Source organism: Desulfosporosinus lacus DSM 15449 (assembly GCF_900129935.1).
In the GTDB taxonomy this organism is placed as follows: Bacteria; Bacillota; Desulfitobacteriia; order Desulfitobacteriales; family Desulfitobacteriaceae; genus Desulfosporosinus; species Desulfosporosinus lacus.
Window position 1 is genome coordinate 1 of sequence record NZ_FQXJ01000033.1, and the last position, 14,771, is coordinate 14,771.

Consider the following 14,771-nt stretch of genomic DNA (forward strand, 5'->3'; position numbering starts at 1 on the left):
AGGGTTGTCCCGGCTTTATGGGTAGGTTACCCACGCGTTACTCACCCGTCCGCCACTAAAAACTTCTCTAAGTAAACTTATTGAAATTCTCCGTTCGACTTGCATGTGTTAGGCACGCCGCCAGCGTTCGTCCTGAGCCAGGATCAAACTCTCCAAAAAAAGTTATCTCACTTCAATGAAGAAGATGATTCGCTCATGATTTCTTTTGAAACTCTTTCGAGTCTCTCTCATTGGCTGTCCTTGTTGTTTAGTTTTCAAAGACCATCATTTTCTTTGGCTGTTTAAGGCCGGAATTGTATCTTAGCATTTCCAACTCTCGTTGTCAATAGCTAATTTAACTTTGTTTGGTTAAAAAGTTCAAAGATTTTTAATCTCTTAGCTTTTCAATCCCCTGTGCGTCGTTTTGACGCTTTGTTAGAATATCATCTTTAGAGCGTGCTGTCTACTGTTATTTTTATCCAGGCCAAACGTTTCGTAGAGAGTAGATACCTTTGTCCCCATAAGGCCTCCCCATTGTTTCCGAGGAGCTTAAAAAGAAAATGATGTTCCTTGGATTTAGTTTATTATACATAAACAAACAAAACATGCCAGCCTACATGTTGGGCACTTGGATATATTAAATTACATAGTTTGAGTGAACTCAGTTGAGATACAGGCTTATAATTCATATGAAGGATTATTGTAATGATCAGTGATTACATCTTGCCTGATTTGTCAAAAATAATGGCAGGAGGTTAACATAATTGAAACAAACACAACTAACTATAATGCCGTCAGCCGATCCAGACACCCAACAAATCAATGAAATTCTCCAGCTTTACCGGAATCGCATTTCACTTAATCTATCCCTAGAAGATAAAGAGGGATTGCGGGAGCTCTATTACCAACTGAAAAGCCGACAAATAGATGCCTACGATTATCTAAACGATGCCATAAGTGTATTCGCCAAAAAAAGTAAAGACAAACAACACTTAAGCTATCTCATAGGAATGGTTCGCCATTGGGCCATACTGGGTAAATGGAGTATGCCCACAACCGAAGACCAACAGTTATTGGAAGTATTTAAACAAGAAACAGGAATTGAGCCAAGTGTAGAAACAAGGCAGATCATCATGAGAATGGTCAGTAAATACGGTTCAATAAAACTATCTCAATATATGACCAAGGCATTTAATGACAAAAACGAAATAGATATTTCAAGAATCCTTATACAACGGGTAATCAATCGACTCGAAAAACATTAAAGAAGAAGAGCACCCCACCTACTTAAGGGGTGCTCTTAAGTGAGAACAGGTATCCTCCACGTCATTTCCTACTCAAACTATCATGATTCATTTTCATGACACGAATACATCTTGATGCTTCGTTCACATAAAAAGCCTTATTGATGCAATAGCTGTTATAGCTATTACAATATATCGAAAAATTTTATCGTTGAGCTTTTTTATAATAACCACTCCCACCAAAGCACCTATTGCGATAGCGGGTATCAAACCACAGGCAAGCAGAATATTTTTTATTGAAATATTTTGCCACACAAAAATTTGTAGAGGAAGCTTAGTTAAATTTATAATTAAAAAGAACCAAGCAGTAGTACCCATGAAACTTTCTTTCTTAAAATCTAACGCCAGCAGATAAATGGTTAAAATTGAACCAGCAGCGTTACCAATCATCGATGTAAAACCGACTAGAATTCCGGTTAGCGCATAAAACCACAACTTCTTCGGAACATTCAAGCTGTCCCCCTTTTTTTCGGTATAAACCAAGCTAATTAGACATATTAGAACTATTATAGCTATGAGGGTTTTAAATTGTGAATCATTGATAAATTCCCCCACAATTAAACCCAATACAAGTCCAACTAAAGTCCAAAGCAATAGTTTTTTTATGTCCTTCCACTCGGCATGCTGATGGTAATACCATACCGCAATCAAATCGCCCACTATGAGCATAGGCAAAATAACACCCGTTGATTCCTTTCCTCCAAATACAACGGCCAATATAGGAATGACAAGCATTAACAATCCACTTATTCCGGTTTTTGAAAACCCTATCAGGAATGCCGCAACGAAGATCCAAGTCCACTGGGTAATAGTTAAATTAAACGTCTGTAAAAATTCCAAAGTATGAATCAACTCCACTTAGAATTAATTGAATTTAAACATTTTCAGCAATATTGTAAATTAATTTTTCTGTGCTCTCCCATCCAAGACATGCATCTGTTATCGATTTTCCATAAATATTTTCACCGATACCTTGCTTACCTTCTTCTAGATAGCTTTCAATCATGAGGCCTTTGATCATTTTCTTAAGCAGAGTGTCATATTTTCTACTCATCAAAACTTCTCTTGCTATTCTAGGCTGTTCTGAATAACATTTCATAGAATTTGCGTGGTTTGTATCAACGATAATTGACGGATTTAAAAGTTGTAGTTTTTCATAATCTTGAGCAATACGAATTAAATCTTCATAATGGTAATTTGGAATATTTCTGCCATTAGAATCGACAGCCCCTCTTAAAATTGCATGAGTAAGCTGATTGCCTGTTGTTTCAACTTCCCATCCGGAATATGTAAAAGTATGGCCCTGCTGCGCTGCTATAATAGAATTTAGCATTACAGACAGGTCGCCGCTTGTAGGATTTTTCATACCAACAGGTGCATTAACTCCACTTACAGCTAGCCTGTGTTGCTGATTTTCCACCGAACGAGCACCAATTGCAATATATCCCAAAACGTCTGAAAGATAGGTATAATTTTCCGGATAGAGCATTTCATCGGCTGCAGGCATGTAGTATTCAGATAATGCTCTTAAATGCATTTTTCTTATCGCTTTTATACCTTCAAATAAATCCGGTTTTTTACTCGGGTCTGGTTGGTGGGCCATGCCTTTATAACCTTCACCAGTCGTTCGAGGCTTATTTGTATAGATTCGAGGTATAATCAAAATTGAATCTTTTACTTGTTCCTGAACTTGGGCAAGCTTCCCAATATATTCGCAGACAGAATCTTCATTATCCGCTGAACATGGGCCTATTATAAGGATAAACCTTTCATCCTTATTCTCGAGAATATTTCTTATATCCTTATCCCTGGTTTCTTTAATATCTTTAATGTGATTTGGTAAAGGTATCTCCTCTATTATTTCATCGGCAGTAGGTATTCGTTTAATGAACTTCATACTCATATCATATTCTCCTTTTGCTTTTTGCCTAAGAACAACTACATTCTTCAGTATAGTTTTTTTATACAAGACTAGCAATGATTGTCAGCACAAAAAATCTCCAAATAGCCGTCTCATTATTGAACTGCCCCCTTTCATTAAACATTCTTCCTATTGAAAACTTTCATAATAAACCATAAAGTTCATTTTTTCACTATATCATAGTATAATTAAACAAAAATCATTTCAGAGGTGTTAAAAATGTCCTTAGAGATTGAAGATATAGAAGGAATGATTAAAACCTGTCAAGCTATCTTGGAATCTTGCGAAGAACCTTTTGTCTGGGAAGAAGAAGGTACATATAAATATGGCAACTATAAAAAGCCTTTTAATGTTATTCTACCGCATCCACAGATAGATAACGAGTTGAATAATCTATTTGAAACATTCTCAGGCTCTAGCTATTTGTACGATCAGATTAAAGCGACCTGTACACTTGATGAGGAATGGGTTGAGTCTGGAACTTACGGCTTAGATAGGGATTTTAGTTGTTACTTCAGTAAATTCTCCCTAAAACCGGAATATGTTGAGCAAGTCAAAACCTATTTTAATAATCGTCTTAGCGAATTACAGAAGAGCAAAGGATAGAATCGTAAATCACACAAATAATATATCGATTAATGTTCAATCGATATATTATTTGTGTGATTATTTATTAGTGGATAAGCAAAAACTCTTTAAATAGAACTTCCAAGTTAAGGAATTAGTGTAATCATCAAAAAAACCATATCCCTACAAGTGCATAACTCCGCCGGATAGCTAAACCTGTATTTAACGAGCGATGTATACCCCTTTTTTGCGAGACAGGAGAGTTAGTATAGTTAGTCGAAAGTATTTTGCATAAATAAATCAAAGGCAACCGCTAATCGATCCAGCGGTTGCCTTTGATTTATTTATCTGATTAGTGCAAATCGCGCCTCTGATACATCAAAAATGTGATGCAACAGGATGCTATATCCTAAAAATAGACAACCTGACAATTCCGCCTCTATTGATCTCTGGTAGAAAGTAACGCTAAACACCCATTAGAATATCTTGATTTTCTAAAAGTCCTTTTCCATCTCTAATACTTTATGATACAGCCAATCATTTATTGGTGTTGGTACGTGATATTGCCTTCCCAATTCGATAACTGTTCCTGAAAAAAGCTCTACCTCAGTTTTAGTGTTTACTGCCATATCTTGACGCATAGACGGCATCCCCAGAGGATTTAAGTTGGCTAGGACATTTAACCAATACGTTAAATCTGATTCATCTAAATTTATACCCACCTTGCAAGAGAGGGCGATAACTTCCCTCATTGCAGCTATCATAACATTCCTAGGCTCACCCTCAACTTGAATACCGCCATAATTTGTGGAAAACACTGCTACGGTCTGATTAACTCCTGTATTTAACATGAATTTCCCCCACAAACGATGATTCATATTTATCGGCACCTCATAAGGAAAATCAATACTATTGAAAAATTCTGCAACAATAGTTACTTTCTCAGACCAGACTGTATTCTCTTTCTCACCAAAGCATATCATTCCCATGTTTCTATATGTCAACTTGTTTTCAATTTTTACTGCATCCATCCCTTGAGCAACGCAATAAAGCATTTTTTCCATTCCAAAAGTTTTTCCAATAATTTCTTCACTGGAAATTCCATTAAGTGCCGAAAGAATGATTGTATGCTCTCCCACTTGATGCCTGGCGTCCTCAATCGCTTGTTGCAATTGATTGAATTTCACACAGAAAATCAATAAGTCTGCAGGCTTTTGCTTGCTTTCAGGTAAAACATAATTAAAATTATAACGCTCACCATTACAAAAGATTCCATTCCTCTCATATTTCTGAATGCGGCTTTGATTTGCAATAACACGCACATCATTTTTGGGTAAATTACCGGAAAAATGCTTTGCAAACATTATCCCTAAAGCACCTAAGCCTATAATCGAAACTGTTTTGATCGTCATCTTCCAAGCTCGCCCCTTGCCTATAAGTGTCTTATGCCCCTATACATTCTGTTATAATTCAATTGCTCTTAAGCGATTATGTGTACCATCGAGTAGGCTTCTAATACTCTCCATCTTCAGATGAACTTCCTTATGTTTGATTTTCCGATTGTAATCTTTATTTGTGCACTTAGATAGTATTCATAACATCCCATATGGTTAAAATAGTCACTATTGAATATGACTCGTATGTACCCGAAACAACCCTATTTTATCAGTTTGGAAAGTTCCTTGAATAGAGGCGTTCCCGCTTGCTTAATAAAATCGAAGAATATTGTTTCTGCATTAGTAACTACTGCTCCCATAGACGACATAAGAGATAACCCGTTCAGGTAATTTCTCTTAGTTCGTGAACACACTGCATCACCTACTGCGAAAACCTGGTAACCGTTGGCAAGTAAATCCCTTACCGTTTGAAAAACACAAACATGGGTTTCCATTCCAGTAATAATAAATCTTCTTTCGTCCTAGTCTTTTAGTGCGGAAGTTACTTCACTTGTGCAACCTGAAAAGGTAGTCTTTTCGAAGGTTAACGCTCCCTCGACATTGTTACTTACATCTGAAACAGTTTTGCCTAGGCCTTTAGGGTATTGTTCTGTGACAATTATTGGTACCCCTAATTTTTTGGCAACAGAGACTATCGTATTGGTGTTTTGAATAACTTGTTCTCCATATTTCATAACAGGAACTAATCTGTCTGAATATCGATAATCAATAGAACGGCTTCTTCCAATGTTAAAACGTATTTGTCCAATGTTCACTCTCCTCCTCTTAAACTTATTAGCTTAGACCTCGCATTGAATTCAATCCTTATGCTTTTGCATAGTACGATAAATAGAGTAAATATTATAATTAACAAATATTGTGAGGTGATAAAAATGACTTTTAAAACATCATTTTCTAAAATGCTATCCTATTTTGCCAAGTGTGATCCCTACTCATATTATGTCCCTTATCCTACGGAAGAGAGCGAAAATCAAGCAAATGCTAAAAACGACACCAGGAGTTAGATTAAAACTAAAGGAGAGCCGCCCTCTGGGTAGCTCTTTTTAGTTACTCATTATAGCATAATGTTTACCCAATAACCCTGCAGGTTGGCAATTTTCAATAGAATTAATCCAAAAATAAGTATGTTAGTCGGTAAATAATTATCCAAATATTCTGTTATATATTTTATTTCATTCATATGATATAACATAAAGATTCTTCATCTGAGAGGAGTGGATTATATGTTGTTCAAGAATTGCGTTGTTTGTGGGGAAGAATCAAATCTCATAAAACCAAGCATGGGGTAAATGAATTAACATTCTCAGATTATTGCTTTCCCAACGATCTAAAAGATACTGGGATTTTCGTTTATGAGCCGCCAGCGCTTACGTCGAGAGAGCCAGATATGCTTTTGTTCTACGAGAACGCTCAACTCAAGCTAGAATTTTTAAAAGACGCTTTAAATATAAACTACCAACTTCAATTCGAGATAATGCATTACGGGACTGATATTGTGGTTTTAGATGATCCAAACGAAGAAGACTTTACTCAATTCTGGTTTCATTTTTGCAACGCTAAACAAGGCATTTACGTAGACCTGTTAACATTACCTTCGCAGCTTCTAAGAAAGGGGATTGGAACTTTCTGTATCAAATGGCTTAAAGATTTTGCTAGTGATTTGGGCTTCAAGTACATCGTTCTTGGATCTGTTGCTAAGGCTCGTGCATTTTGGACTAAAATGGGATTTAGACTCCTTAAACCCGAAGAATTACACAACTTCCCAGGTTACCAAGGCCGCTACAGTCGCTAGCGAATACCCTCGCCTTAATTACCAGCGAAATCAGTCATAGTCAGATTACGCTGGTTTATTTTTGACGTTATTCTTCCTTTTCCATTTTGTGTCAAGTAAGGAGGGGAAGAATATTATGTAATATACTGGAAAAGGAGGATGTGCCGATGTTAATATGTTGTGCAGGTATTGGTATCATAGTTATTTCAATTCTTATGCTTATTGCAATGGGTATTGTATTCTAATCGGAGACCTTTTCTATGCTACAAATACCCAACCCTCCCTTTTTTGTGGAGGGTTGTTTTGTTTAACAATGGTCAATGAATTCATACTCAGGCAAATTACTTTGATGATATAACTTTGCCAGTTTTGGATCAGTAAAACTCAACCACCCGCCATCTCGTTTCAAGTTTCCTATTCCTTTATTGTCGGTCTCACTTTTCTTTAGTAAGTAGGTACAACTACTATTCATGTGTAAGGTACACTTCTTAGTTGGTCTATCAACATTGAGCCAAACCATAATAAGTTCCCCCTTCTCCGCTTGACTTGATTAAGTCTAAGTTCAACATGAAGAGTCAGCCAAAATTTACCACTCACTTCAATATTCTTCATCTGTTTCTAAATTCCTCCATAGAATATGCAAGAACGAAAAAAGACGCTGATTCAGCGTCGAAAACATTCATCTTCAAATTCGATGACCATTTTCTGTATGTGATACATTATAATCTAACCCAAACGATCAACACGATATGTTTCCTAACTCTGGCGATAACTCCTTTTTCGTTACATATACAAACGATGTCATTCTCCCTTATCCATCTCAATAAACCAAGCGGAACGGGTATTTATCTGTCCTTATTTTCAATAATAGGACATGGATATATCATACTGCTGTAATTTTATATTTTCACCCACGTTGAGCCACAACAAATGTAACATGCAATTGATTCCACATTACTCGGATAATAGACTTTTTTGAAGGGTATTATATAAATGGATAGAAAGAAGGAGGTATTTAATAAATGGGTATATTGGATGATATTTTTGGAAACGGCGATGCGAAAGATGTGAAAAACGAAGTTGATGAGAACGAAACAAGGACTGAGGAAGCAAAGCTTCTTCTCCGTCAAGAGGAGCTTGATATTAGCAAAAGTAGAGTGCAAACAGGTGAAGTAGAGTTTGGTAAAGAAATTATTGAAGAACAAAAGATTATGGATGTTCCTGTATTACGTGAAGAAATAGTGATCGAAAGAAGAACCTTAAACAATGAACAGAGTGATTCACCTATAACCTCCGAAGAAACCATTCGAATTCCTGTCAGTCAAGAGAAAGTTGATGTAGGTAAACGCACTGTAATAACAGGGGAAGTAATAGCGCATAAACATGATATCGAAGAGACAAAGCATATAGATGAGACCCTTAAACGAGAGGAAGCTCGGATTAAAGAATTTGGTAACCCCGATGTCATTGATAATGTATCCGATCAACAATATCATTAATTAATCATTAAAATAACGCAGAAAACACCTCACCAATTCTCATCCGTGATTGGTGAGGTGTTTTTCCCAATGATTGGAGAGAAAGATATTTAATGGACATACCAATTGACAGAGAAAGTTCCACTATTGATGTGACGCTGCAGCTTAAAGAAGAACAGCTTGTTTTAGCAAAAAAGTGGATACAAACAGGTGAAGTTAAGATTTATAGGGAATCCTTCACCGAGGAAAAAAACTTTACTTTGACTGTAGAATACGAGGAGCTCGTTATAGAGAAGAAACTCCCTTTTTCGGCCACTCCTGAACAAAATGAACCTCCGGATGTTATCCGTATTCGTCTTAGTGAAGAACAGGTTGAGTTTACTAAACGCATGGTTTCTTTAGAGGATGTCTCTATCTATAAGCAACAAATAGAAGAAATACAACATATTGAAGAGACCTTGAGGAGGGAGGAGTCTGCCATTAAAATTCTTGGGTCCCCAATACTCAGAGACGATCAAAATTAGCATATAAATCCGTTTTGATATTTCATAATGACTTCCGTAAGTACAACACTCAGATGTATCTTCCGCTAAGATTATATCAACTAAAATTGCTGTTTCCTAACAATCATCTGCCCGGCTAAAGTCTTACGATGATTTCTAGATCTGCTTACCACATTACTAAGATTGCTTTGATAGGTCATCCGTTTTTTTGACCACAAGCTCATATAACCATTCTGCTTTAAAACCGTATTCAGATATGTATACACCGGTGAGAATTAAGAAACCGCCCGCCACTGCCAAATTTGTAACCTTTTCATTCAATACGAGAATCGAAGTGACCATTGAGATCAGCGGAACTAGATAGATATAGTTACTTGCCTTGATTGTACCAATTATCTCAACAGCTCTGTTCCAGGTAACAAAACATAGAGCTGAAGCGATCAGGCCGAGGAATCCAATATTTAAACTAAACTGAAGGGAAGCTATTTTCTCCGGTATAAAATTCGCATCTTGAAAAATCATGATTGGAATCACTGTAAGAAGTCCATAAAAAAACGTCTTTCTGGTTACAAAAATAGGATTGTAACTATGGTCTACTTTTTTCAACAAAATTGAGTAGAAAGCCCAGGCTAATGGTGCCATCAGTGCCAGAAAATCTCCCAAGGGATTCAAATTCAATACAACCTGGGCGTTAAAAATTACCATGGCCGTTCCAGCGAAGGCCACTAAGAAACCCCAAACGAGCTTTCTGCTAAACCTTTCATCAGTTGTAAAAAAATGTGACACAATTGCCGTCAGAATAGGTACTGTCCCTGATAGAAGCCCTACATTGGCAGCTAGTGTGAATTGCAAAGCTGTGTTTTCTAATAGAAAATATAATGAAACTCCGGATAGTCCCAATCCAAAAAACAATAGTTCTTCTTTCAGTCCTTTTGTCTTGTGGGTCCTCGGGTAAAGCAAAAATAGTGCGCAATACCCTATTAGAAATCGATAAAATAGTATTTCAACTGGGGTTGAATTATCTAGTAAAATTTTCGTGAAAACAAAGGTTGTTCCCCAGATAAATACTGTAAGCAACGCAATCAAATGCCCGTATAACGTTCTCCCGCTCATCCGCTGTCCTCCTTAGCCGTTTTATCATATTTTACGGCCTATATAAAGAAAGAATATAGGAAAAAATTGTTCCAATGTTCTAGTTAAGCCCTTCTATAATAATCCGGTGTAATACCTAAATACTGTTTGAATGTTTTAGAAAAATGGCTCTGATCATAAAATCCTACATTAGCCGCTACTTCAGCAATAGAAATATTTTTAAGCAACTCCTTTTTGGCATGGTTAATCCGCAGCATCGTTAAATATCCATGTGGAGAGATACCACACATTTTGTTGAATAGTCTTATAAGATGATATTTACTTAGTCCAGAGACGTTGGCTAGGTTGTCCAGAGTGATTCTGTCTAAATAATTGTCCTCCATATACTCACGGGAGAGTTTAAGCGCCCTAATATTGTGATTATCGAAGGATTCTTGGTCCCCTTCAAGGAGAAATCCAAAACTAAGCAGTCTGGGTAACTCCCGAATTAGACAACTTTCTTTCTGTATCGTTGGCAACTTACTTAGTAATATTCGAAACAGATTTGTAGTTTGCTTCAAATTATTCTTATCCAACATCTTTACCGTTGAAATATAATCTATGGTTTGTAAGCCGAACGCTACCTTTAGCCATGAAGGACGTATGTATAACATCTTAAATTGCCAACACCCATAACTCTGAGGTGAACACTTATGAATGACTTCCGGAGGAATTATAACCAGATAACCCGGACTTGCTTCAAACATTTGGCCCTCGTACTCATTTACGCTAATCCCTTTTTCAACCAGACCTATTGAAAGCTCTTCATGAGCATGTTTTTTGGAGGAATGAACTGAATCACTACAAGATTTTATTTCTATATCAGGAAATTCACTATCTCGAAAATACCAAACACCAGTCATGAATACCTCCATTAATGATTTTTCTTTCGACCGCATTGTCTGTTTTTATTGTATCAAAATTCACAAATCCTCGCCTTAATGCAAACGTCAAACAGTTTCTACGTTGCCATTTTCCCTTCTACTTATAAATCTATACAAATATCAGGGAGATTTCAAGTGTTGCTTCTATAAAGACCTGTGACTTTGAAAGACCCCCCCGACCTTCTTCCTTCCCCCGCTAAGGAAAGAAACGTTTTTCTTCAAACAAAAAGTTTCCTCAGAACATTCCGTCCAAGGAAACACAAAAGACACTATAACGTACTAAAAATATTACTGTGTTATCTCCTCCATATTCAACCCCAACTTTATTTCTTTTTAGGGGTTATAATCATCCCAAATGCCATAATTACGATGAAAATAATAAGGTAGTAGAACACTGCCTTGCTGTGAGCATAGAATGCAGCGATCACCATGAAGACACAGGCGCAGATCGCAAGTGACGGCATGAGGAAACGTTTAAAAAAGTTCAGAGACTTCTCTTTAACCATCATCATAATGAAAATGGGGATATACATGGCATAGATGGTAACAATGGGGAGTTCAGAACTATCAAAACTAAACGGGCCAAACCAAGGAGCAGGTGTCAGATTTGAACCGAAGAAGTACAACAGCCAAACGCCGCTTAGCAGAAGCCCTAAAATTGAGGAGTTAGTCGGCATATTGGTGTTTACGTCGATGCATTTAAAAACTTTTGGTTCAGGACCCATATCTCGAGCCGCTAAAGAGTAGAAACCGCGGGTGCAACCCATCATCAAACCATTTAACGTTCCTAAGCAAGAAATTACTACGAATACGAAGAGAACTGTACCTCCCATGTTAGAGAATACAGTGGAAAATGCCAGCTTTGCTCCCGTTTCGCCACCTTGCATCATAACGCTGTTGCTAACAGCCCCGGCTAGTCCTGTGTAATACAGGATGTAAATCAAAGCAACAAACATTGTCCCAAAGGTAAGTGCCCGAGGGAGGTTTTTCTTTGCATCCTTTAATTCAGCATTGATACTAGTTGCAATAATCCAGCCTTCATAGGCGAAAGCGGTAGCAACAACAGCAGTAAACAGCGGGTATTCGGTAGTCACATTAGCAATGACCCCACTAGTGAAGTTACTAACCAAAATGCCGTTTCCTAGACCGACAATTATCCCTACAACTGCCATCAAAGCAAGAGGTACAATCTTGATCATGGTAGTGGAGACCTGGAACTTACCAGCAAGCTTTGGAGAAAGTGCATTTAATGCAAAACTTCCAACCAGGTAAAAACCAGAAATGGCCATCGCTTCAGCCCCTACTATATCCCATCCTAGCAAAACACACGTGTATCTGGCAGAGACCCATGCAAGTACAGAGGTTAGAGTTGGGTAATAGATAGCCGCCATGAACCAACCAATAAAATAAGCGTACTTACCGCCAAGAGCAGCTTCAGCGTAATCAACAACACCATTCACTTTCTCATATCTAGTGGCCAGCGTTGCAAAAACATAGGCACAGACAATCATTATTATTCCGCCGATGATCCAGGCCAAGATACCCTGGGGAAGATTGCCACCGGTAGCGGTTAAAACCTTCTCTGCTTTGAAAAATACACCGCTGCCGATTACAATACCAATAACCATCGCTATAGCAGTCATAAGACCGTACTTTTTTTCTAGTCCGTGTTCCATAATTAATCTCCTCATTACCAAATATTTTGTAGGAAAAAATTATATTTGCAATTTAATTACTGTAACATAAAGTCTCAAAAAAATAAATGCTAGTCTCTAATCATTTTTACGAAAGCGCCTTTTATAACCGCTAGTTCAAACATTCTTAGAATACCCAGTGCATTCTCAGCGACAAATCCGCAAACCCTTCGATCACTACGCTCAATTGTATATTCTGCGCAAAAGTGCGAACCCCTAAACAAAAAGTTTTCTCAGAACATTCATCCACCAACGTGCGACGGAACCAACAATCAAAGCCTTTCGAAGGTTTCTTTTAGTAACAGTGCATCTTTTTCCACCATAGGACCTTCAGCTATTATGCAACCTTTTACGTTAAAGTACTTTATAGCCTTTAGGCAATCCACATAATTGAAGTCACTTTCTAACAACGGGAGATGGTTCCGCTCACCTTTTTCATTGTAATTTACGCCTCCCATATGAATATGCAAGTCTTCCAAAGCCGATTTTCCGAGTTCATCAAAGACATACTGAAGTATTATCGCAAAATCATTAAACCCTTTTAGTTTGCCATTGTATCTTGCGTGTATATGTGAAAAATCAATACATAGTTTACACGAGCTAATTTCTTTACACAAAGACACTAGTTCCTCAAGTGTGCCGAATTGCGTTCCCTTTCCAGTTGTCTCTAATCTATAATCCACCCCGGTTAGGGGAAGGCGTAATAAATTGTCCCTTATGGTCTTATACGCATCCTCTTTGGGGACTCCCAAGTAAAAGCCTGGATGAAAGATTAAACTCCTCCCTCCAACTTTGGCCAGACCTTCCAGAGCCTTTAAGATCCTTTCTATGGATTGTTCCTGTCTATCCGATTCATTGGCATTTAAATTTATGTAGTGGGAGCCGTGTGCTGATAAATAAAAATCATTTTTTAACTTAGCTTGTAATATAAGGCCCTTATTGTTATCCGTAACATTAACGTTTCTGACAAAAAGGAGCTCCATTGCATCAAGCCCTATTGACTTAGCATAGTCTATCCCACTAGCATAACTAAATTTGGTGTAACCGTTTCCTAACGGAAGACCAGATATGCCAAATAAAAGTGTATCCATTATAATCATCCTTTTTGACCTCAAGGCGAATCAATTTAACATAATATACAATAAAAGGAGGTTTCAGGCTAATATCTATGTTTACCCAGTTTGTCAAAGCTTATAATCTTAATTATATCTGGATTAACTAGAGGAGCGGGAAAATTTAGAACTCCCTGCAAATACGATTAACCTTGGACCCAATTCAAAGATTTTTATTAAGCTGGACAAGAGCAATTCTCTTGACAATATATTATGTTTACAACTATAATGCGAAGTGTACTTCACGCGAAACACACTTCACATTATAGAAAGTTGGTAAATCGTTGAAAAATAAAATTAAGGAGTTTCGAATTAGTAAAAATATGACGCAGCAACAATTGGCTGATTTGGTTTTCGTTTCAAATAGAACTATTATTTCACTTGAAAAAGAGAAGTACAATCCATCTATAATGTTGGCATATAAAATCGCTTTAGTTTTTAATACTACGATTGAAACATTATATAGCTTGGAGGAAAATCTAAAAAATGAAAATATATAATAAAAAAGGCTTTTGGAGTGGTGTATCCTTTCTGCTAGTAGCAGTTGCTTATTTTATACTTTTAATAAATGATCCGGATGATTTGAATACTGTAAGCAATGTTAAAAGTATCTTCTTCACTATTTTATGTGTACTATTTGGTGTCAGTCAGGTATATAGAGGTCTGAATAGTAAGCGTACTAAAGAAGATGAGCAAAATGCCGATGAAAGAAGAAAATTAGTTACCCTCAAGGCTGAAAGCAGTGCTTTTAAAATCACCTTTAATTTATTTCTTGTACTGACTGCGTTATTGATGGTTGCCATAGGAGTCATAAAATATAATGGCTTAACGGATGCAACAATATATAATGGCTTACTAGGGATTTTTGTTGGAGTGGCAATTGTACCTTCTATTATGGTTGTTGCTTCTATAGGTGCTAATATTTATCATGATAAACGCACTTAACTATATATTGAGACGCTTAACCCTT

At 37.0% G+C, this 14,771-nt stretch carries 15 protein-coding genes, 1 rRNA gene and 1 pseudogene; 7 read left to right on the forward strand and 10 right to left on the reverse strand.

What is annotated here, in order from left to right; all coding sequences use genetic code 11:
* Positions 1 to 159: ribosomal RNA gene (locus BUB11_RS24735) — 16S ribosomal RNA — on the reverse strand; the annotation flags it as partial.
* 584 nt (positions 160 to 743) lie between these two features.
* On the opposite strand from BUB11_RS24735, the gene BUB11_RS24740 reads away from it, so the two are divergent.
* A complete protein-coding gene (locus tag BUB11_RS24740) occupies positions 744 to 1,244 on the forward strand; it encodes a hypothetical protein (RefSeq protein WP_073033118.1) in 501 nt (166 codons plus the stop codon).
* Between the two features lie 123 nt (positions 1,245 to 1,367).
* Here BUB11_RS24740 and BUB11_RS24745 read toward each other — a convergent pair whose 3' ends face one another.
* Positions 1,368 to 2,123: a sulfite exporter TauE/SafE family protein gene (locus tag BUB11_RS24745; RefSeq protein WP_073033120.1), complete on the reverse strand. Its 756-nt coding sequence runs from the start codon at positions 2,121 to 2,123 to the stop codon at positions 1,368 to 1,370.
* Positions 2,124 to 2,157: 34 nt separating this feature from the next.
* Positions 2,158 to 3,186 carry a 3-deoxy-7-phosphoheptulonate synthase gene (locus BUB11_RS24750; protein WP_073033122.1) on the reverse strand — a complete coding sequence of 343 codons (1,029 nt, stop codon included), beginning with the start codon at positions 3,184 to 3,186 and terminating at the stop codon, positions 2,158 to 2,160.
* 237 nt (positions 3,187 to 3,423) lie between these two features.
* On the opposite strand from BUB11_RS24750, the gene BUB11_RS24755 reads away from it, so the two are divergent.
* Positions 3,424 to 3,810 (forward strand): nitrite reductase, encoded by a 387-nt coding sequence (locus BUB11_RS24755; protein WP_073033124.1) that lies wholly within the window; start codon positions 3,424 to 3,426, stop codon positions 3,808 to 3,810.
* A 455-nt stretch (positions 3,811 to 4,265) separates the two neighbouring features.
* Here the strand turns inward: BUB11_RS24755 and BUB11_RS24760 are convergent, their stop codons facing one another.
* Both BUB11_RS24760 and BUB11_RS24765 read right to left on the reverse strand, forming a co-directional pair.
* Positions 4,266 to 5,183, reverse strand: coding sequence for a ketopantoate reductase family protein (locus BUB11_RS24760; RefSeq protein WP_073033126.1), 918 nt, complete (start codon positions 5,181 to 5,183; stop codon positions 4,266 to 4,268).
* A gap of 245 nt (positions 5,184 to 5,428) precedes the next feature.
* A pseudogene (locus BUB11_RS24765) lies at positions 5,429 to 5,902 on the reverse strand (isochorismatase family protein).
* Between the two features lie 572 nt (positions 5,903 to 6,474).
* Between BUB11_RS24765 and BUB11_RS24770 the strand changes: the two are divergent.
* Complete coding sequence (locus tag BUB11_RS24770; protein ID WP_073033128.1) at positions 6,475 to 7,020, forward strand: GNAT family N-acetyltransferase; 546 nt, start codon at positions 6,475 to 6,477, stop codon at positions 7,018 to 7,020.
* 286 nt (positions 7,021 to 7,306) lie between these two features.
* Here BUB11_RS24770 and BUB11_RS24775 read toward each other — a convergent pair whose 3' ends face one another.
* The gene (locus BUB11_RS24775) at positions 7,307 to 7,519 is read right to left on the reverse strand and encodes a hypothetical protein (RefSeq protein WP_073033130.1); all 213 of its coding nucleotides are present in this window, start codon (positions 7,517 to 7,519) and stop codon (positions 7,307 to 7,309) included.
* A gap of 502 nt (positions 7,520 to 8,021) precedes the next feature.
* Between BUB11_RS24775 and BUB11_RS24780 the strand changes: the two genes are divergently transcribed.
* Positions 8,022 to 8,498 carry a YsnF/AvaK domain-containing protein gene (locus tag BUB11_RS24780; RefSeq protein ID WP_073033132.1) on the forward strand — a complete coding sequence of 159 codons (477 nt, stop codon included), beginning with the start codon at positions 8,022 to 8,024 and terminating at the stop codon, positions 8,496 to 8,498.
* Between the two features lie 92 nt (positions 8,499 to 8,590).
* Complete coding sequence (locus tag BUB11_RS24785) at positions 8,591 to 9,001, forward strand: YsnF/AvaK domain-containing protein (RefSeq protein ID WP_073033134.1); 411 nt, start codon at positions 8,591 to 8,593, stop codon at positions 8,999 to 9,001.
* 156 nt (positions 9,002 to 9,157) lie between these two features.
* Here BUB11_RS24785 and BUB11_RS24790 read toward each other — a convergent pair whose 3' ends face one another.
* The 4 genes from BUB11_RS24790 to BUB11_RS24805 form a co-directional block, all read right to left on the reverse strand.
* Positions 9,158 to 10,093 (reverse strand): DMT family transporter, encoded by a 936-nt coding sequence (locus tag BUB11_RS24790; protein WP_073033135.1) that lies wholly within the window; start codon positions 10,091 to 10,093, stop codon positions 9,158 to 9,160.
* 83 nt (positions 10,094 to 10,176) lie between these two features.
* On the reverse strand, positions 10,177 to 10,974 hold the full coding sequence (locus BUB11_RS24795; RefSeq protein WP_073033136.1) for an AraC family transcriptional regulator: 798 nt from the start codon (positions 10,972 to 10,974) through the stop codon (positions 10,177 to 10,179).
* Between the two features lie 344 nt (positions 10,975 to 11,318).
* Entirely contained in the window at positions 11,319 to 12,671 is a 1,353-nt protein-coding gene (locus tag BUB11_RS24800) for an APC family permease (protein ID WP_073033137.1), read from the reverse strand.
* A gap of 290 nt (positions 12,672 to 12,961) precedes the next feature.
* On the reverse strand, positions 12,962 to 13,780 hold the full coding sequence (locus BUB11_RS24805) for a TIM barrel protein (RefSeq protein WP_073033138.1): 819 nt from the start codon (positions 13,778 to 13,780) through the stop codon (positions 12,962 to 12,964).
* 305 nt (positions 13,781 to 14,085) lie between these two features.
* Between BUB11_RS24805 and BUB11_RS24810 the strand changes: the two genes are divergently transcribed.
* Together BUB11_RS24810 and BUB11_RS24815 are read left to right on the forward strand one after the other, a co-directional pair.
* Positions 14,086 to 14,301 (forward strand): helix-turn-helix transcriptional regulator, encoded by a 216-nt coding sequence (locus tag BUB11_RS24810; protein ID WP_073033139.1) that lies wholly within the window; start codon positions 14,086 to 14,088, stop codon positions 14,299 to 14,301.
* The gene (locus tag BUB11_RS24815; protein WP_073033140.1) at positions 14,288 to 14,746 is read left to right on the forward strand and encodes a hypothetical protein; all 459 of its coding nucleotides are present in this window, start codon (positions 14,288 to 14,290) and stop codon (positions 14,744 to 14,746) included. The genes BUB11_RS24810 and BUB11_RS24815 overlap by 14 nt, the downstream gene beginning before the upstream one ends.
* Positions 14,747 to 14,771: the final 25 nt, after the last annotated feature.

Bases quoted from the DNA above. Each gene is read 5' to 3' on its own strand.
- BUB11_RS24755 (WP_073033124.1), top strand. From the start codon at position 3,424: ATGTCCTTAGAGATTGAAGATATAGAAGGAATGATTAAAACCTGTCAA.
- BUB11_RS24815 (WP_073033140.1), top strand. From the start codon at position 14,288: ATGAAAATATATAATAAAAAAGGCTTTTGGAGTGGTGTATCCTTTCTG.
- BUB11_RS24785 (WP_073033134.1), top strand. From the start codon at position 8,591: ATGGACATACCAATTGACAGAGAAAGTTCCACTATTGATGTGACGCTG.
- BUB11_RS24760 (WP_073033126.1), bottom strand. From the start codon at position 5,183: ATGACGATCAAAACAGTTTCGATTATAGGCTTAGGTGCTTTAGGGATA.
- BUB11_RS24805 (WP_073033138.1), bottom strand. From the start codon at position 13,780: ATGGATACACTTTTATTTGGCATATCTGGTCTTCCGTTAGGAAACGGT.
- BUB11_RS24775 (WP_073033130.1), bottom strand. From the start codon at position 7,519: ATGGTTTGGCTCAATGTTGATAGACCAACTAAGAAGTGTACCTTACAC.
- BUB11_RS24750 (WP_073033122.1), bottom strand. From the start codon at position 3,186: ATGAGTATGAAGTTCATTAAACGAATACCTACTGCCGATGAAATAATA.
- BUB11_RS24780 (WP_073033132.1), top strand. From the start codon at position 8,022: ATGGGTATATTGGATGATATTTTTGGAAACGGCGATGCGAAAGATGTG.
- BUB11_RS24800 (WP_073033137.1), bottom strand. From the start codon at position 12,671: ATGGAACACGGACTAGAAAAAAAGTACGGTCTTATGACTGCTATAGCG.
- BUB11_RS24795 (WP_073033136.1), bottom strand. From the start codon at position 10,974: ATGACTGGTGTTTGGTATTTTCGAGATAGTGAATTTCCTGATATAGAA.
- BUB11_RS24790 (WP_073033135.1), bottom strand. From the start codon at position 10,093: ATGAGCGGGAGAACGTTATACGGGCATTTGATTGCGTTGCTTACAGTA.